Genomic DNA, 18,868 nt, shown 5'->3' with positions numbered 1-18,868 from the left:
GTCATTTCCCGATCGGGTCGTGGCAGGAGACCAGCTTGCTCCCATCGACGAACGTCGCTTCGACCTGCAAAAGCGGCAGGCGCTCCCGCACTCCTCTCATGCAGTCCTTCTCCGCGACGATCGTTCTTCCCAGCTCCATGACTTCCGCAACGGAACGTCCGTCGCGAGCGCCTTCCAGGATCGCCTCGCTGATGAGCGCAGTCGCCTCGCTGGCGTTGAGCTTCGTGCCCCGTTCACGGCGCCGCCGTGCAAGTTCTGCAACCTGGTACACGTAAAGCTTTTCGATCTCTCGTGGAGTCAAATCCATTTTCTGCTCCCGCAATGCCGTAGGTTTCGATTCGATGAGCATCTTCCGGCGACGAGCCGGGGCTCGCTGTCTCGGACGATACGCCGGAGCCACAGGGAGTTCCGGGATTTGGTTTTATCGAACGCAGCAGCGGTGATGCCGAGACGAACAACCGCGGGAAACACACGACGACCCCAACGGATAAAGGGGCAGCTATCCCGTCGACGTACTGTGAATTGATCACCTCTTCATATGTGCAGTCGTTCAGTTGATTCGTTTCGTATGCCCGTGCGCGGTTCCGTAGTGACGCCAGTCCACTGGGCAGGGCCTCCGCCAGGGACGAAAGGCTGAGGGCGTTCGTCGAATGCCTGCATATCGGCTTTACCGAAAGACGTGCCGAATCCGGATTTTGAAAAAGAATTGCCGAATCGGAGTGTGAATCGGCCGGAGAGCATCTCCCGACGAAACCCACGACCAAAACGGACGGCGCAATTTCCTCGACGGCTGTTCAGTGGTTCGGATCCGAGCGAGAGTGAGGAAAACTGCGGCGTGGACCGATGGCGATCGGGATCGCAGTTTCCCCCGATGGTAATCGCCCAGTATTTTCTCTTGCCGCCCCGAAATTACGGGGCACACCTGATTTCCCGTGCTTGCGTCGTGATCCTCCGACGCCGGAAAACGCCATCGCCGCATCCGATCGCGAGCCCGAGGTGTTCGGGCTGAGACGGACGACGACTGCTGCTCCTGGGCCGTTTGAGCCCCCGACGGGCGAGGGGCGTGCGGTACACAGTCGCCGCACGCCCCTCGCCTGTCGAGCGTGCTAGCCGCTCTCGACGGGCACGACGGTCATTTCGACGAGGTCGTCACCCAACGCCGACAAGGCGCTTCGCACGTTGGTCAGCGACTCCGCGGGGGTCAGGATTTCCGCACGGACTCGTGGGGTGACGTCCACGGTTCGTTTCTGTCCTCGGACCATCTGATCCACCGAGGAGGCAGTGGTGACGGACACCTCGGACAGCATCGCGCGGCGGGCACCTGCGGCGAGCACTTCCCGTTCCACGCCCGCGGCCCCAGCCGAGTCGAGAACCGCGGTGACCAGGTACAGCGTGTTTCCGGGCTCCAACGGCTTCGGAGCCCCGGAAACTGTTGCCCCGTCGGCCGCGGGATCGGGGGGAGTGGGGCCCTCCTGGTAGGCGCTCATTCCCTGCTGGCTGAGGTCGAGATGCTCTTCTTCCTCGGCACTGACGCGAAGTCCGATCGTCTTCTCGATCGCGAAGGCGATCACCAGGGTGAGCACCAGGGCGTAGGCGATCACTGAGGCCAGTGCGACGACCTGATAACCCAGCAGTGTCAATCCGCCACCGTGGAACAGACCGTCTCGTCCGATCGAGTTGATGGCTTCTTCCCCGAAGAACCCGACGCACAGGGTGCCGAACACGCCGCCGACGAAGTGGACTGCCAGCACATCGAGCGCATCGTCCACGTGCAGTAGCCTTTTCAGGCCGAGTGCCAGGTAACAGACCACTCCGGCGAGCGCCCCGATGACTACCGCGGCCCAGCTGCTGACATAACCCGCGGCGGGAGTGATGGTCGCCAATCCGGCGACCGCGCCGGTCACAGCTCCGAGCACGGTCGAATGGCCTTCCCGGTACCGCTCGAACACCAGCCAGACAAGCATCGCGGTGGCACCCGCCAACTGGGTGTTGACCAACGCCTGCGCGGCAACTCCGTTGGCCTGCAATCCGTCACCGGCGTTGAAACCGAACCATCCGAACCAGAGTATTCCCGCGCCCACGATCACCAACGGGACCGAGTGTGGCAGCGGCGCGCGGTTGGGTCGCACCTTGCGCCGCCCGAGGACGATCAACAGGCCGAGCGCGGCAGCACCCGCCGACGCGTGGACAACCATTCCGCCTGCCCAGTCCTGCGCTCCCATCTTGGTCAACCATCCGGCGGGGGCCCACAACCAGTGCGCGACCGGTGCGTACACGATCACCGACCAGATGGCGATGAACACTGCCCACCCGAATGCCTTGAGGCGATTGGCCACTGCGCCGGTGGCCAGTGCCGGGGTGATGATCGCGAACATCAACTGATAGGCGAAGAAGGCCAGCGTCGGGATCGCCACGGTTTCGGTCACCACGTGAAGGTCCGGCTTGGGGGCGTCGTCGATGTTGGTGAGCGCGACGAATCCTAGATCGGCGATGACTCCGTTGCCCCGGTCGTTGCCGAACGCGATGCTGTAACCGAAGGCGAACCAGGTGAGCGAGATGATGCCGAGCCCGATCAGATTCTGCTGCAACATCACGAGGGTGTTGCGCTTGCTCACCATGCCGGCATAGAAGAATGCCAGGCCCGGTGTCATGAACAGCACAAGGGCTGCGCACACCAGCACCCACGCGGTGTCACCGCTGTTGATCACGTCTTGGGACAAGGTCGTAGAAGTCATCGACGGGCCTACGCTTTCGGGCGGGGTGTGTAATCGGCCGCGAACGGGACTGCTGAACAAGGCATTTCGGACTGTTGTCGACCTTGGGATGGAGGTGGCGGGCTCTGCCCTGCCTGGTGTCGAGCGATACGCATCAAGCGACCTCCGATCCTCACATCGGTCAGTCACGCTTTTCTCGGCACGCCGGCGCACTGTCGCCGGAAGGACGAGACTTGCAGTCCGACGCGAGCATATACACCGCGTTTGTGTCATGCGGGTCAATCGCGTCAACTCGAACGTGCTGCCGATGAACGCAGGTTCGCGGCTCACGTCGTCGATTGCCCGGATCGCCCGTTCTTCGCTGTCGATCCCGTTCTTCCGTACCTGTACGGGCGCGTAGCCCTAGACTTGCGCCGTGGACGCCGTCCAGTGGCTCGGGATCATCATTTTGGCTCTGACCCTGCTGGACATATTCCTCACCGCCCTCGATTACGACGACGCAGGCTTTCTCACCCATGCCGTGACGGCATGGGTATGGCACGCCATCAGGCGAATCACGCGAAAGATGTCACGCGGCAGGCGACCTGCCGTACTCCGTCAGGTCACGGGCATTCAGATCGTTGTCACGGTGGGCATGTGGGTGGGCGGTACGATCCTGGGCTACGCCTTGATCTACCTCGGCATGATGAGCGGGCAGGGCTTCCTGTACAACGGCGGCACCGACGATGTGTTCGGTGCAATCTATTTCAGTACGGCCCAACTCTCCACGGTGGGCACAACCCAACTCGTCCCCAATACCGATGTAGCCCGGATCATCTCGGTCCTGGAGGCGCTCACCGGCATCGTGCTCCTCTTCCTGATACTCGCGTTTCTGTTCGGGGTCTACGGAGTGATCAGCGCCCTGCGCAGTCTTTCCGCGCAGTTCTACAATCCCGGAAACAGCATCGGCGACCCGGTCGCGAGCCTGAAGCCGTACTTTCCGGGTGGCGAATCGCGCGACCTCGACTCCAAACTCTCGTCTATCGCGGACAGTTTCAGCAGTTACACCGACGGGGTCCGGCTGCACCACTCCGCCTACTACTTCCAGAGTGGCCGCGACACCTTCTCGCTGCCGTATTCGATCCGGATGCTGAGCGGGGTCGTCGCGGCGCTTCGATGGGGGTTGCCCAGGTCCCACCCGGTGGCCGTCGAGCCGATGCTGCTTCCGCTCACCGACCAGTTCCTGAAGTTCGCGGACTACATGCATCCCCTGCTCGGGTGGACGAGCACCGATGTTCCCGAGACGAGATCGCGTGGCGAGTTCCGGCGGCTGATCGAGGAGAACATCGAACTGCACCGGACGGCCGGGCATCGCTCGGCGCCTCCTGCCGAGAGCGAGGATCCGTGGGTTGCCCGGTTCGCCCGCGTGAATCGGAGAATGGGCGAACTCGTTCGGCTCGAACCGTTCACCGATCTCGACGATGCCTACGAACGGTACGTCGAGTGGCTGCCGTTCGCGTACCGGGCGCAACAGTTCACCGATGCGGTCGGCCGGGACCTCGATTATCAGCCGGTCTACGCACCCGGCTTTGCGGATGTCCCGGAGACCACTGCTCTGGAAACCACTGTCCCGGAAACCGGGCCGGCCACTTCCACCCCGAAGTCCGCCGTCAGCGGCGTACGAGCCTTCTTCGCCAACCGGCTCACGCTTATCGATCCCGGCTACATCCGGCTCTTCGGGTCCCTGCGGGTGCTTATCGCGGCGGTGGCCTCGGTTGCGGTGGTGGCGATCGGCCTCGAGGTCGCCGGGAAAGACCCGATGCCCACAGCCACCTTCGGCGGCATGATCGCGATGTTCGCAGGTGGGGTTGCGGCGCAAAGCGGTGCGCGCCCGGGACTCGCCAAGTTCGGCGGGATGCTGACGCTGGTCCCCGTGGTCGTCGCGGTCGGATTGATCACCCTGGTGCCACACGAACGATTGCCGTCGGTGTTCGCCGTCGCCGCGCTCGCCTTCGTGGGTGTGTTGCTGTCTCGGTTCGGGCCACTAGGAGCCGGGCTCGGCCGGGTGCTGTTCATGACGTTCTACTTCAGCCTGCTGCTACGGCTGAGCCCCGATGACTTCTGGCTGTACGCACTGACGGGCCTGGTGAGCGTCACCGCGTCGGTACTCGTTCAGTTCGTTCCGCTGGGTCACGGACACGTCGGGCTGGTACGTGGTGGTGTCCGGGCGTTCGAGAACAGTGTCGCGAACAGCATCGATCCCCTCGTCGACACCGTGTCGGCTGCCCGCTGGGATCCGGACCTGCGCAAACGTGTGCACAGCGGACTCGACCAACTCCACCACACCGCGTCTTTTCTGGGAGGTCAGCTCACCAAGCAGGACCCGGCCCTTGACTTCTCCGCCGAGCAGCTGAACAACCTGCGAATACGGCTCTTCGATGTCGAACTCGCAACCGTCAATCTGTCTGCGGCGGCTCGGGATGCGACGGGATCCGGCATACGCGTCCCGGTTCGGGCTCTGCTCGCCGGTGAGCTCGAACAGCTCCAGCGCCACATCCGTAGTTATCCGCATCTTCCGGCGTGGATGGGCGATTCCGAAGACGGGAACGACGTGATCCGTCCACCCGACGACGTGCCCGATCCAGTCGACTGGCCCCTGCCGGCGCGACGGTTGCATCATGCCGCGCGTGAACTCCGGTTTGCTGTGGACGCGCTGCATAGCGCGCGCCCCGAAGATCTCCTCGGGAGTCCGGGCGACACCGAGGGTGCCGGCTCGGTTCCCGCGGCCGAAGCGAAACCCGCTGCGGGCGAGCCGAAATCGTCGTCCGCCCCGAACGGAGGTCGCGTGTTCGGCGGCCCGGCTGCCGGGCCGATTCGCCGTGCGGTGCAAGCCGCGCTCTCGACCGGGTTGGCCCTCTGGATCGGAGGGTCCGTGTCGGAGACCTACCAGTACTGGGCCGCGCTGCCCGCGTTCTTCGTACTGGGCGAGACCGACGGGGAGACATTTCTCAAGGGAATGCAGCGGATCGTCGGAACCGTGGCCGGAGCCGCGATCGGGTTCGGCTTCGCGATCGTGGTCGGGACCGATACTCCTGTCGTATTCCCGCTACTGGCGCTGTGTATCTTGGCGTCGACGTACTTCCGTCCCGTGTCGTACGTCCTGTCGGCGCTCTGGATCACGGCGTTCGTCGCGTTGCTCTACGACCTGCTCGGCAAACTGGACACCGAAACCATCGAACTGCGTGTCGTGGAGACGGCGATCGGAGCGGGCCTCGCGCTGGTGGTCGCCGCGATCGTTCTGCCCACCCGTACCCGCACCCGCTTGTCGTCGGACACGTCTCAGTTGGTGCGGAACGTCCAGGACGTCACAGGTGTCTGTCTCGCACACCTGCGGTCCGGATCCGCGGGAAACCTGGACAGACAGGAGCTCGCACGTCGGGAACTCGCTCTGACCACGCTGGTCCAGAAGGTCGAGGCCACGGCCGTGCCGCTGCGCCGTTCCTCCGGGGCCCTCGATGTCCGGGGGATCGAAGGGCGGCTCACCGCACTGTGGGCTCTGTTGTTCTATACGCGGCGCCTGGTGTCCGCCACCGAGCGTCTCTCGCCCGACGAGAACGTCCTGACCGACTCCCAATGGGGTGTGATCCAGGACGTCAACGAGGACAACTTCGAGGCGTTGCTGAAAGCACTGGCAGGCGAAACGCCCTCCGCGGTGCAGGAGGACATGAAGGCCACCGACAAGTACGACATCCCGCACTACACCACGCTGTCCCGAGTACTCCGGTCTCTCGAGCGAATCGACCAGACGGTGACATTCATGGTCGAGGAGGTGCTGCCGAGCGAGGGGCGACCGTCGCGGATCACGTCGCCGTTCCGCCTGGTCTGAACTCGAGTTTCGGGAGTTGTCCGAATGCTCTGCCGGAGAGTCGCTCTCGTGTCGTCTCGATCCGTAGCGACGCCGCCGGGTGGAGCGTCCGTGCTGGTTACCGGCACGTGCGGTGCCCTCGTCTAGACTCGATCGATGTGGCCCACCCGATGATTGCCCCCTCGATCCTGTCCGCCGATTTCGCTCGTCTCGCCGACGAGGCGCAGGCCGTAGCCGGTGCCGACTGGCTTCACGTCGATGTCATGGACGCCCATTTCGTGCCGAACCTGACTCTCGGTCTGCCCATCGTGGAGTCGTTGCTCAAAGCGACGGACATTCCGCTCGACTGCCATCTGATGATCGAGAATCCCGGCCGGTGGGCCCCGCCCTATGCCGAGGCCGGGGCACACAATGTGACGTTCCACGCGGAGGCGACGGACGATCCGGTCGCCGTGGCCAGGGACATCCGGGCGGCGGGAGGCAAGGCCGGGTTGTCGGTGAAGCCGGGCACCCCTATCGAGCCCTACCTGGAGATCCTCCGCGAGTTCGACACTCTCCTCGTGATGAGCGTCGAGCCCGGTTTCGGCGGCCAGGCGTTCATCCCCGATGTACTCGAAAAGGCACGGGCGGTGCGCCGCCTCGTCGACTCGGGTGAGTTGCGGCTCCTCGTCGAGATCGACGGCGGGATCAACAGCGACACCATCGAGGCCGCGGCCGAAGCGGGAGTGGACTGCTTCGTGGCCGGGTCCGCCGTGTACGGAGCCGACGATCCGGCCGAGGCGGTGCGCAAGCTCCGCGCGCAGGCCGCGGCTGCGTCAGCGCATCTGACTCTCGCGCCGTGACACCCCCCGAGGTCCTCGAGGCATTTCAGTTCGCGCTGGATGCCTCGGAGGCCGTGCGGGGCACCACCAGCCCGAACCCGCCGGTCGGCGCAGTGATTCTCGACGCATCCGGGCAGGTCGCCGGGGTGGGTGCGACAGCGCCCCCGGGCGGACCGCATGCGGAGGTGCGCGCGCTCGCTGCCGCCGGCGACCGGGCGCGCGGCGGTACCGCCGTTGTCACCCTCGAGCCGTGCAACCACACCGGCCGCACCGGCCCGTGTGCCCGCGCACTCGTCGATGCCGGTATCGCGTCGGTGTACTACTCCGTCTCCGACCCGAACCCGATCGCCGGAGGCGGGGCCGACACCCTGCGCGCTGCCGGCGTGACAGTGCATCCCGGCCTCGGCGCCGATGCCGTCATCCACGGGCCGCTGCGCGCCTGGCTGCACCGCGCCCGGACCGGACGGCCGCACGTCACCTGGAAGTACGCGGCGACCCTCGACGGGCGCAGTGCCGCGCAGGACGGGACGAGCCAGTGGATCTCAGGCCCCGAGTCGCGCGCACGTGTGCACGACGAGCGCAGTCGCCTCGACGCGATCGTCGTCGGCACCGGAACGGTACTCACCGACGATCCGTGGCTCACCGCGCGGCTTCCGGACGGCCAACTCGCGCCGCACCAGCCCCTTCGCGTGGTCGTGGGACTGCGGGAGATCCCCACGTCCGCGCGTGTGCTCGACGACGCGGCGCCGACGCTCGTGCTGCGTACACGCGACATCGGTGAGGTCCTCGATGCCCTCACCGACCACCCGGATGTGCTGATCGAGGGCGGTCCGCGCCTCGCCGGAGCTTTTCTCGCCGCACGCAGTGTCGACCGTGTCCAGGCATATCTCGCGCCGGTGGTCCTGGGAGCCGGAACGACCGCTGTGCAGGACGCGGGCGTACACACCGTCACCGAGGCGCTACGGTTTCGTCGGGAGCGCGTCGAGACCGTCGGCGCCGACGTGTTGTTGACCCTGGTTCCGGATCGGGATCAGTAAGTCCGGCCCCGGGAAGGGGCGGGTGAACCCGGTTCTCGGCCGGGAGTGAAGGAGCTCGAACGTGTTCACCGGCATCGTCGAGGAACTTGGTGAGATCGTGGCGCGGGAAGACCTCGCGGACGCGGCGCGCTTCACGGTGCGCGGCCCACTGGTGACCTCCGACGCGAAGCACGGCGACTCGATCGCCGTCAACGGCGTGTGTCTGACGGTGGTGGACGTGCCGGGTGGCGACTCCTTCACGACGGATGTGATGCAGGAGACACTCGATCGGTCGTCGCTGGCGCGACTCGCCACGGGAAGCCGCGTGAACCTCGAGCGCGCCGCCGCGGTGAACAGCCGACTGGGCGGTCACATCGTGCAGGGGCACGTCGACGGCACCGGCACCGTCCTGTCCCGGACGCCGTCCGACAACTGGACCGTCGTACGAGTGTCGTTGCCCGACAGCATTTCCCGGTACGTGGTCGAAAAGGGTTCGATCACCGTCGACGGCGTGTCCCTGACGGTTTCGGCGCTCGGTGGCGATCGCGGTGACGAGTGGTTCGAGATCTCCCTGATCCCCACGACGTTGTCGCTCACGACGCTCGGCGCGGCGGAACCGGGCACCGTCGTCAATCTCGAGGTGGATGTGATCGCCAAGTACGTGGAGCGACTGCAGAACGCTCGCTAGGTAGTCGTAGGGTGGAAACGACAAGTGGACGCGAAGCACGAGTCGTCCGGATACGAGATTTGGAGCCAAGGCAAGTGACGAGGTTCGACACCATCGAGCGAGCGGTCGCCGATATCGCCGCCGGTAAAGCGGTCGTCGTGGTCGACGACGAGGACCGTGAAAACGAGGGTGACCTCATCTTTGCGGCGGAGAAAGCCACCCCGGAACTTGTGGCCTTCATGGTCCGGTACACCTCGGGGTACCTGTGTGTGCCCCTCGACGGTGAAGACTGCGACCGGCTCGGCCTGCCCCCGATGTACTCCACCAACCAGGACAAGCACGGCACCGCGTATACGGTCACCGTCGATGCCAAGGAAGGCATCGGCACCGGCATCTCGGCCTCCGACCGTGCGGCGACCATGCGTCTGCTCGCCGATCCGGACTCCCGCGCCGACGACTTCACCCGGCCCGGTCACGTGGTGCCGCTGCGTGCCAAAGAGGGCGGTGTTCTGCGTCGTCCCGGGCACACCGAGGCCGCTGTCGACCTTGCCCGCATGGCCGACCTCCGGCCCGCCGGCGTCATCTGCGAGATCGTGTCGCAGAAGGACGAGGGCGAAATGGCCCGCACCGACGAACTGCGCGTGTTCGCGGACGAGCACGAGCTCGCGCTGATCTCGATCGCCGATCTCATCGCGTGGCGCCGCAAGCACGAGAAGCATGTCGTGCGCGTCGCAGAAGCCCGCATCCCCACCCGGCACGGCAGCTTCACCGCCGTCGGCTACCAGAGCATCTACGACGAGGTCGAGCATGTCGCGCTCGTGCTGGGTGACATCGCCGGTCCGGACGGGGACGGTTCCGACGTTCTGGTGCGGGTCCACTCGGAGTGCCTCACCGGTGACGTCTTCGGCTCGCTGCGATGCGACTGCGGACCGCAACTCGACGCGGCTCTCGACATGGTTGCCCAGGAAGGCCGCGGCGTCGTGCTGTACATGCGCGGCCACGAGGGCCGTGGCATCGGCCTGATGCACAAGCTGCAGGCCTACCAGCTCCAGGACGCCGGGTCGGACACCGTCGACGCGAATCTTCAGCTCGGTCTGCCCGCCGATGCCCGTGACTACGGGATCGGTGCGCAGATTCTCGTCGACCTGGGAATCTCCTCGATGCGTCTGCTGACGAACAATCCCGCCAAGCGGGTCGGCCTCGACGGTTACGGACTCCAGATCACCGATCGGGTACCGATGCCGCTGCGCGCGAACCGTGAGAACCTCACCTACCTGCGCACCAAGCGCGACCGGATGGGCCACGATCTCATCGGGCTCGACGAGTTCGAAGCCGGAGACGCCTGATGAGTGGGGAGGGACTGCCGGACCTGCAGATCGGTGATGCAGCAGACCTTCGCCTCGCTGTCGTCGCCGGTAGCTGGCACGCCGAGATCTCGGGCGCTCTGATCGCCGGAGCCCTGCGCGTTGCGGACCAGGCCGGCATCACCGACGTCCGGGTCGAGCGGGTCGCAGGTGCGATCGAACTGCCCGTCGTAGCGCAGCAGCTCGCCCGGACCCACGACGCCGTGGTCGCACTGGGCGTGGTCATTCGTGGTGGCACCCCGCATTTCGAGTACGTGTGCGAGGCGGTCACCTACGGACTGACCCGCGTGGCGCTCGACGAGAGCACGCCGGTGGGTAACGGTGTGCTCACCACCGACACCGAGGAGCAGGCGCGCGATCGTGCGGGGCTCCCCGGTTCTGCCGAGGACAAGGGTGGACAGGCGTGCGCGGCTGCGCTCGACACAGCCGTGACCCTGCGCAGGCTGCGGGAGGCTCGTTCATGACCACCGCCGACACGCAATGGGATCTCGAGGTCCGTCCGGTGAAGATGCGCCGCTGGGTGATCATGGGGGCCGTTTTCGTGCTCGCCGTGCACCTCGGAGCCGCGCTCGTGCTGCGTGGCGGTGGCGATTCGGGTGTGAACCTGCGGGTCGCGGACCAGGGCGCCATGGTCGCGATCGGTATCGCGCTGTCCGGGGGGCTGCTGCTCTTCACCCGGCCACGGTTCCGCGCCGGAGCCGAGGGCGTGGCGGTGCGTAACGTCGTCGCCGAGAAGCACATACCGTGGGACGAGGTGCGCGGATTGTCGTTCCCGCACGGCGCGCCCTGGGCACGTCTCGAACTGCCGTACGACGAGTACGTCCCGGTCGTTGCGGTGCAGGCCAGAGACGGCGCGAGTGCCGTCGACGCGCTCGAGAGGTTCCGCGAACTCGAAGCCCGGTACGGCCGGGGTGTCGTCGGCGGCGACTAGCCTGGACTCGTGCCCGACCCCTCTACATACCGCCCAGCCACCGGCACCATCCCGACGGAACCGGGGGTGTACAAGTTCCGCGATCCGCACGGGCGGGTCGTCTACGTAGGTAAGGCGAAGAACCTCCGTTCGCGGCTGAACTCTTACTTCGCCGACGTCGCGTCGCTGCACCCGCGTACCCGGCAGATGGTCACCACCGCCGGCAGCGTCGAGTGGACGGTGGTGCGCACCGAGGTCGAGGCGCTGCAACTCGAGTACAACTGGATCAAGGAATTCGATCCCCGGTTCAACGTTCGCTACCGCGACGACAAGACGTACCCGATGCTCGCGGTCACCCTCAACGAGGAATACCCGCGCCTGTTCGTGTACCGGGGTCCGCGCCGCAAGGGGGTCCGGTACTTCGGTCCGTACTCCCACGCATGGGCGATCCGCGAAACCCTCGACCTGCTGCTGCGGGTGTTCCCGGCTCGGACGTGCTCCGCCGGCGTGTTCAAACGGCACACCCAGATCGGCCGGCCGTGCCTGCTCGGCTACATCGACAAATGTTCGGCACCGTGCGTCGGCCGGGTCGACGCCGAGGAACACCGCCGCATCGTCGAAGCGTTCTGCGACTTCTTGTCCGGCCGCACCGACAAACTCGTCCGCGACGTCGAACTGAGGATGCAGGCGGCCGCCGACGAACTCGACTTCGAGACCGCCGCCCGGTTGCGCGACGATCTCGGGGCGCTCCGCAAGGCACTCGAGAAGCAGGCGGTCGTGCTCGGCGACGGCACCGACGCCGACATCGTCGCGTTTGCCGACGACGATCTCGAAGTCGCCGTACAGGTCTTCCATGTGCGCGGTGGACGCGTCCGGGGCCAGCGCGGATGGGTGGTCGAGAAGTCCGGCGACGTGCTCGACCGACCCGATGGCCGCGACACTCTCGGTGAAGCGGCCGAGGACGTCGGCGACGTGGAGGAAGTGTCGCTGCTCGTCGAACAGTTCCTCACCCAGTTCTACGGAGAAGAAGCCGCACTCGTTACCGGTGACGCCTCTTCCGACGCACAGGAGGGCGGCGCGGTGCCACGCGAGGTGCTGGTACCCGCACTACCTCCGGACCCCGACGAGATGACCCGCTGGCTCGCCGGTCTGCGCGGCGGCCCGGTGCGCCTGAGAATTCCGCAGCGCGGCGACAAGAAGGCTCTCGCCGACACCGTGCAGCGCAACGCGAAAGAGGCTCTCGCACAGCACAAGCTACGACGCGCCGGGGACTTCACTGCACGCTCGGCGGCGTTGCAGGGCATCCAGGAAGCACTCGATCTCGACTCGGCGCCGCTCCGCATCGAATGTGTCGACATCAGCCACGTCCAGGGCACCGACGTGGTCGCCTCGCTCGTGGTGTTCGAAGACGGACTGCCCCGCAAGTCCGACTACCGGCACTACGGAATCAAGCACGCCGCGGGCGACGGCCACTCCGACGACGTGGCGTCGATCGCGGAGGTCACCCGCCGTAGGTTCCTGCGTCACCAGCGCGACACCGCGGGCACGGTCACCGGCGACGGTGGAGACTTCGCACCCGAAGCCGCCCTCGATCCCGCCACCGGCCGGCCGCGCCGATTCGCCTATCCGCCGAACCTCTACGTCGTGGACGGTGGTGCCCCCCAGGTCGCCGCCGCCGCCGAGGTACTCGACGAACTGGGGATCACCGACGTCGCCGTGATCGGACTCGCCAAACGTCTCGAGGAGGTGTGGGTACCGGGGGAGGAGGATCCGGTGATCCTGCCCCGCACCAGCGAGTCGCTCTACCTGCTGCAGCGCATCCGCGACGAGGCGCACCGCTTCGCGATCACTTTCCACCGGAGCAAACGTTCCCGCCGCATGACCGCCTCGGCACTCGACGGCGTGAAAGGACTGGGGGAGACCCGGCGCAAGGCACTCGTCACGCACTTCGGCTCGGTGGCGCGGTTGCGGGAAGCCGGCGTCGACGAGATCACCGCGGTGCCGGGCATCGGGAAGGCCACCGCACAGGCCGTTCTCGACGCCCTGCGCGCCGACCGGGCCCCCCACACACCCGCCGAGGATGCCGACCCGGATGCACCGGCACCGTCTGTGGGCGATGATGACTCGGTCGGCGTGTCGGCGGTGCGAGCGGAGGCTGAACAGTGACGGACGTGGACCGCATGTCCCGGGAACGGGACGAGCACGGGGCGAGACCGGTAGGCGCGAAGGAAGACCGCGCGAAGGAAGACCGCGCGAAGGAAGACCGCGCGAAGGAAGCCCGCGCGGAGGTGATTCTCGTGACGGGCCTGTCGGGCGCGGGCCTGAGCACGGCGGCCACAGCTCTCGAAGATCTGGGATGGTACGTCGCCGACAATCTGCCGCCGCAACTCGTCATCTCGATGGTCGATCTCGCCGTACAGGCGGAGCCTCCTCTCGAACGGCTCGCCATGGTGATGGACGTGCGCAGCCGCTTGTTCACCGGCGACCTCGGGCGCGTCGTCGCGGACCTCGAAGCACGGCCGGTGAGCACCCGGGTGCTCTTCCTCGACGCCACCGACGCCGTCCTGATCCGCCGCTTCGAGCAGGTGCGGCGCAGCCACCCGTTGCAGGCGGACACCGCCGACCGGACCCTGTCCGACGGCATCGCCGCGGAACGGGCTCAGCTTGCTCCGGTAAAGGGCGCCGCCGACCTCGTTATCGACACCTCGGCGCTGTCCGGGCCGGAACTGCGCCGCAAGATCGAAGCGGCCTTCGGCGATGCGGCGTCCGACACCATCGGGGTCACGGTGGAGTCCTTCGGGTTCAAATACGGACTGCCCATGGATTCGGATCTCGTGTGCGACGTGCGGTTCCTCCCGAATCCCCACTGGATCGCGGAACTGCGCCCACATACCGGACAGGATGCTGCCGTCCGCGATTATGTACTGTCCCGCGACGGTGCCGAGGACTACTTGCGCACCTATCACCGGCTGCTGGAACTGACCACGGCCGGTTACCGTCGGGAGGGGAAGCGTTATATGACGATCGCGGTGGGATGCACCGGCGGCAAACACCGAAGCGTGGCGATGGCAGAAGAACTCGCCGCGCGCCTCGAGCAGGATCCCGGGCTCGCGGTGCACGTCGTGCATCGGGATCTGGGGCGCGAGTGACCGCGCACCCGATCGACGAGGCACCTGCAGTCACCGCGCTCGGAGGAGGGCACGGGCTGTACGCCACCCTGAGCGCCGTCCGGTGCCTGAGCGACCGCGTCACCGCTGTCGTGACGGTTGCCGACGACGGCGGATCGTCCGGACGGCTGCGCGCCGAACTAGGGGTGATTCCGCCCGGCGACCTGCGCATGGCCCTCGCTGCGCTGGCCGCCGACACTCCGGACGTGAAGGTGTGGACCGAGGTCGTGCAGCACCGTTTCGGCGGAACCGGGGCACTGGCCGGTCATTCGGTCGGCAACATGATCCTGGCGGGACTCACCGAGGTGGTGGGGGACCCGGTGGCGGCATTGGACATGCTCGCCCGGGTGCTCGGTCTGAAAGGACGGGTACTGCCGATGTCCCCGATCGCGCTCGACATCGAAGCAGACGTCGCCGGACTCGAATCCGACCCGCGGGTGAGCCGGTGCATCCGGGGACAGGTCGCCGTCGCGACCACCCCGGGCAAGGTGCGGCGGGTGCGCCTGATCCCCGCGGACCCGCCGGCGTGCCCCGCAGCGGTCGACGCCGTGTGCGAAGCGGACATGGTGGTGCTCGGGCCGGGATCGTGGTTCTCGAGCGTCATCCCGCACGTACTCGTCCCGGACCTGCACGACGCGCTGACGCACACCCCGGCGACGAAGGTGCTGATCCTCAACCTCGCCGCGGAACCGGGGGAGACGGCCGGGTTCTCCGCCGAACGACACCTCCACGTGCTGGCCCAGCACGCCCCGGATTTCCGGGTCGACCACGTGGTCGTCGACGCGGCGACGGTGACGCCCGGCCGCGAGCGCGACCATCTGGACCGTGCCGCGTCGTACCTCGGTGCCGACGTCTCGTACGCCGACGTGGCCGAAAACGGAACCCAACGACACGACCCCGCCAAGCTGGCGGTGGCACTGGAAAAGTATCTGTCACCGATTCCGGGCAGCGCCCGCCCCGGAAACGGCGACCGGAGGGAGATCATCTCGTGGCAATGACAGCGGAGGTCAAGGACGAGCTGAGCAGGCTGACGGTCACCCGGACCAGCAACCGCAAGGCCGAAGTGTCCTCTCTCCTGCGCTTCGCCGGTGGGTTGCACATCGTCGCCGGACGCGTGGTCGTCGAAGCCGAGGTGGACCTCGGGTCGATCGCGCGCCGGTTGCGCCGCGAGATCTTCGAGCTCTACGGATACGCCGCAGACGTCCACGTGCTCGGCGCGGGCGGCCTGCGCAAGAGTTCGCGGTACGTGGTGCGCGTGGGGAAGGACGGCGAAGCACTCGCACGGCAGACCGGTCTTCTCGACGGCCGCGGGCGTCCGGTACGCGGGCTGCCGGCCCAGGTCGTCGGTGGCAGCGTTTCGGATATCGCCGCGGCGTGGCGAGGTGCGTTCCTCGCGCACGGCTCGCTGACCGAGCCGGGACGGTCGTCGGCGCTGGAGATCAGCTGTCCCGGCCCGGAAGCGGCGCTCGCGCTCGTCGGGGCAGCCCGCCGGCTGGGGGTGACCGCCAAGGCGCGTGAAGTGCGTGGTTCCGACCGGGTCGTGGTGCGCGACGGGGAGGCGATCGGCGCTCTGCTCACCCAGATGGGAGCCCAAGACACCCGCCTGACCTGGGAAGAACGCCGGATGCGTCGCGAGGTGCGGGCCACCGCGAACCGTCTCGCGAACTTCGACGACGCGAATCTGCGCCGGTCCGCGCGTGCTGCCGTCGCGGCCGCGGCACGGGTCGAACGCGCTCTCAACATTCTCGGAGACGACGTTCCCGATCACCTTGCCGCCGCCGGCACACTCCGCGTGGAGCATCGTCAGGCTTCCCTCGAGGAACTCGGTCAGCTCGCGGACCCGCCGATGACCAAGGATGCCGTGGCCGGACGTATCCGGCGTCTGCTGTCGATGGCCGACCGGCGAGCGAAGGATCTCGGGATCCCCGACACCGAGTCCGCGGTGACCGCGGAGTTGCTCGACGACGCGTAGAGGCGCACGCTGGATAAGGAGTTCGTCGTCACATAGGGCGAATCCCATACCGGGGCCCCGGCACATTAGGGTGGGGGTCACACCAGCACAATCATCAGCACAATCATCGAGATCTGGGCAAAGGAGCTCCACTGTGACTGTCCGCGTAGGCGTGAACGGGTTCGGACGTATCGGGCGCAACTTCTTCCGCGCAGTCGAAGCGCAGAAGGCGCTCGGCACCACTGACATCGAGATCGTCGCCGTCAACGACCTGACCGACAACGACACTCTTGCGACGCTCCTGAAGTACGACTCGATCCTGGGTCGCCTCGACAAGGACGTCCGTGTCGAGGGCGACTTCATCATCGTCGGCGAGCAGAAGATCAAGGCGCTCGAAATCAAGGAAGGCCCGGCGGCGCTCCCGTGGGGCGACCTGGGTGTCGACGTCGTCGTCGAGTCCACCGGCATCTTCACCGACGCGGCCAAGGCGAAGGGTCACCTCGACGCCGGCGCCAAGAAGGTCATCATCTCCGCGCCCGCCAAGGGCGAGGACATCACCATCGTGATGGGCGTCAACGACGACAAGTACGACGGCAGCCAGAACATCATCTCCAACGCCTCGTGCACCACCAACTGCCTCGGCCCGGTCGCCAAGGTCCTCGACGACAGCTTCGGCATCGAGCGCGGTCTCATGACCACGATCCACGCCTACACGCAGGACCAGAACCTTCAGGACGGCCCGCACAAGGATCTGCGTCGCGCTCGCGCCGCCGCGCTGAACGTCGTCCCGACCGGCACGGGCGCCGCGAAGGCCATCGGCCTCGTGCTCCCGCAGCTGCTCGGCAAGCTCGACGGCTACGCGCTGCGCGTGCCGATCCCGACCGGCTCGGTCACCGACCTCACGGCCAACCTCCGCACCAAGGCGTCGATCGAGGAGATCAACGCCGCGATGCAGGCCGCAGCAGAGGGTCCGCTCAAGGGCATCCTGAAGTACAACACCGACCCGATCGTGTCCTCGGACATCGTCACCGACCCGCACTCGTCGATCTTCGATGCGCCGCTGACCAAGGTCATCGACGATCAGGTCAAGATTGTGGCCTGGTACGACAACGAGTGGGGTTACTCGAACCGCGTCGTCGACCTCATCGGTCTCGTCGGCAAGTCGCTCTGATACACCGAACCGAACAGGACACCCGAACAGTGGCAGTTCAGACCCTGAAGGATCTGCTCGACGCCGGGGTGGAGGGGCGCGGTGTGCTCGTGCGCTCCGACCTCAACGTCCCCCTGGACGGCGCGACGATCACCGACCCCGGTCGCATCGTCGCGTCCGCCCCGACGATCAAGGCACTCGCTGAAGCAGGGGCCAAGGTCGTCGTCGTAGCCCACCTCGGCCGCCCCAAGGGCGAGCCGGATCCGAAGTTCTCGCTCGCGCCCGTCGCGGCGAAACTCGGTGAGGTGCTCGGCCGCAACGTCCAGCTCGCCGGCGATGTCGTCGGGCAGGATGCTCTGGCCCGCTCCGAGGGCCTGACCGACGGTGACATCCTCCTGCTGGAGAACGTCCGCTTCGACCCGCGCGAAACCAGCAAGGACGAGTCGCAGCGTCAGGCGCTCGCCCGCGATCTGGTCGAACTCGTCGGCGACGACGGTGCTTTCGTCTCCGACGGTTTCGGTGTCGTGCACCGCAAGCAGGCGTCGGTGTACGACGTGGCGAAGCTGCTCCCGCACTACGCCGGTCGGCTTGTCGCCGAAGAGGTCGCGGTGCTGGCCAAGCTCACCACCGACACCGAGCGTCCGTACGCGGTGGTGCTCGGCGGCTCCAAGGTCTCCGACAAGCTCGCGGTGATCGAGGCGCTCGCTCCCAAGGTCGACACGCTTGTGATCGGTGGCGGAATGTGCTTCACATTCCTTGCTGCGCAGGGCATTTCGGTGGGCAACTCGTTGCTCGAAGAGTCGATGATCGAGACCTGCAAGGGTCTGCTCGAGCGTTACGCCGACGTCCTGCACATTCCGCAGGATGTCGTGATCGCCGACAGCTTCTCGGCCGACGCCGAATCGAAGACCGTACCGGTCACCGAGATCTCGGACGGCTGGATGGGCCTGGACATCGGACCGGAGTCGGTGCAGCGGTTCTCGTCGCTGCTCTCGGCGGCGAAGACCGTGTTCTGGAACGGCCCGATGGGCGTGTTCGAGTTCCCGAAGTTCGCGGCGGGCACCAAGGGCGTGGCCGAGGCGATCGTCGACGCCACCGGTAAGGGCGCGTTCAGCGTCGTGGGCGGCGGCGATTCGGCTGCGGCCGTCCGTCAGCTCGGCCTGCCCGAGGACGGCTTCTCGCACATCTCCACCGGCGGCGGCGCCTCCCTCGAGTACCTCGAGGGCAAGGAACTGCCCGGCATCTCGGTTCTGGAGGGCTGAGC

The 18,868-nt window shown here is 66.7% G+C and carries 15 protein-coding genes; 13 read left to right on the top strand and 2 right to left on the bottom strand.

All coding sequences use genetic code 11. The features are described from left to right. Position 1 precedes the first annotated feature (1 nt). Together RDCOP1_RS01730 and RDCOP1_RS01725 are read right to left on the bottom strand one after the other, a co-directional pair. Positions 2–307, bottom strand: coding sequence for an urease subunit gamma (locus RDCOP1_RS01730; RefSeq protein ID WP_072698336.1), 306 nt, complete (start codon positions 305–307; stop codon positions 2–4). A 799-nt stretch (positions 308–1,106) separates the two neighbouring features. Next, positions 1,107–2,735 carry an ammonium transporter gene (locus tag RDCOP1_RS01725; RefSeq protein WP_111731570.1) on the bottom strand — a complete coding sequence of 543 codons (1,629 nt, stop codon included), beginning with the start codon at positions 2,733–2,735 and terminating at the stop codon, positions 1,107–1,109. Positions 2,736–3,129: 394 nt separating this feature from the next. Between RDCOP1_RS01725 and RDCOP1_RS01720 the strand changes: the two genes are divergently transcribed. The 13 genes from RDCOP1_RS01720 to RDCOP1_RS01660 all read left to right on the top strand — a co-directional run bounded on the left by RDCOP1_RS01720 (position 3,130) and on the right by RDCOP1_RS01660 (position 18,866). After that, a complete protein-coding gene (locus RDCOP1_RS01720) occupies positions 3,130–6,579 on the top strand; it encodes an FUSC family protein (RefSeq protein ID WP_072698334.1) in 3,450 nt (1,149 codons plus the stop codon). 137 nt (positions 6,580–6,716) lie between these two features. Next, positions 6,717–7,400, top strand: a complete 684-nt coding sequence (gene rpe, locus RDCOP1_RS01715; protein ID WP_072698333.1) for a ribulose-phosphate 3-epimerase — start codon at positions 6,717–6,719, stop codon at positions 7,398–7,400. After that, complete coding sequence (ribD, locus tag RDCOP1_RS01710) at positions 7,397–8,416, top strand: bifunctional diaminohydroxyphosphoribosylaminopyrimidine deaminase/5-amino-6-(5-phosphoribosylamino)uracil reductase RibD (RefSeq protein ID WP_072698332.1); 1,020 nt, start codon at positions 7,397–7,399, stop codon at positions 8,414–8,416. Before rpe ends, ribD begins: the two co-directional genes overlap by 4 nt. A gap of 61 nt (positions 8,417–8,477) precedes the next feature. Next, complete coding sequence (locus tag RDCOP1_RS01705; RefSeq protein ID WP_072698331.1) at positions 8,478–9,083, top strand: riboflavin synthase; 606 nt, start codon at positions 8,478–8,480, stop codon at positions 9,081–9,083. A gap of 74 nt (positions 9,084–9,157) precedes the next feature. After that, positions 9,158–10,408: a bifunctional 3,4-dihydroxy-2-butanone-4-phosphate synthase/GTP cyclohydrolase II gene (locus tag RDCOP1_RS01700; RefSeq protein WP_072698330.1), complete on the top strand. Its 1,251-nt coding sequence runs from the start codon at positions 9,158–9,160 to the stop codon at positions 10,406–10,408. Beyond that, a complete protein-coding gene (gene ribH / locus RDCOP1_RS01695; protein WP_072698329.1) occupies positions 10,408–10,890 on the top strand; it encodes a 6,7-dimethyl-8-ribityllumazine synthase in 483 nt (160 codons plus the stop codon). Before RDCOP1_RS01700 ends, ribH begins: the two co-directional genes overlap by 1 nt. Beyond that, the gene (locus RDCOP1_RS01690; protein WP_072698328.1) at positions 10,887–11,357 is read left to right on the top strand and encodes a PH domain-containing protein; all 471 of its coding nucleotides are present in this window, start codon (positions 10,887–10,889) and stop codon (positions 11,355–11,357) included. The genes ribH and RDCOP1_RS01690 overlap by 4 nt, the downstream gene beginning before the upstream one ends. 9 nt (positions 11,358–11,366) lie before the next feature. Further along, positions 11,367–13,502, top strand: coding sequence for an excinuclease ABC subunit UvrC (uvrC, locus tag RDCOP1_RS01685; RefSeq protein WP_072698327.1), 2,136 nt, complete (start codon positions 11,367–11,369; stop codon positions 13,500–13,502). Next, positions 13,499–14,485, top strand: a complete 987-nt coding sequence (rapZ, locus tag RDCOP1_RS01680) for an RNase adapter RapZ (RefSeq protein ID WP_371836798.1) — start codon at positions 13,499–13,501, stop codon at positions 14,483–14,485. Before uvrC ends, rapZ begins: the two co-directional genes overlap by 4 nt. Further along, on the top strand, positions 14,482–15,501 hold the full coding sequence (locus RDCOP1_RS01675; protein ID WP_072698326.1) for a gluconeogenesis factor YvcK family protein: 1,020 nt from the start codon (positions 14,482–14,484) through the stop codon (positions 15,499–15,501). The genes rapZ and RDCOP1_RS01675 overlap by 4 nt, the downstream gene beginning before the upstream one ends. Then, a complete protein-coding gene (gene whiA, locus RDCOP1_RS01670; protein ID WP_072698325.1) occupies positions 15,492–16,475 on the top strand; it encodes a DNA-binding protein WhiA in 984 nt (327 codons plus the stop codon). The genes RDCOP1_RS01675 and whiA overlap by 10 nt, the downstream gene beginning before the upstream one ends. Positions 16,476–16,608: 133 nt before the next feature. Next, entirely contained in the window at positions 16,609–17,625 is a 1,017-nt protein-coding gene (gene gap, locus RDCOP1_RS01665; protein WP_072698324.1) for a type I glyceraldehyde-3-phosphate dehydrogenase, read from the top strand. A 29-nt stretch (positions 17,626–17,654) separates the two neighbouring features. Further along, on the top strand, positions 17,655–18,866 hold the full coding sequence (locus RDCOP1_RS01660; RefSeq protein WP_072698323.1) for a phosphoglycerate kinase: 1,212 nt from the start codon (positions 17,655–17,657) through the stop codon (positions 18,864–18,866). Positions 18,867–18,868 lie beyond the last annotated feature (2 nt).

It is taken from the genome of Rhodococcus coprophilus NBRC 100603 (assembly GCF_001895045.1).
Classification (GTDB): domain Bacteria; phylum Actinomycetota; class Actinomycetes; order Mycobacteriales; family Mycobacteriaceae; genus Rhodococcus; species Rhodococcus coprophilus.
This window is presented reverse-complemented; position numbering and strand designations above follow the sequence as displayed.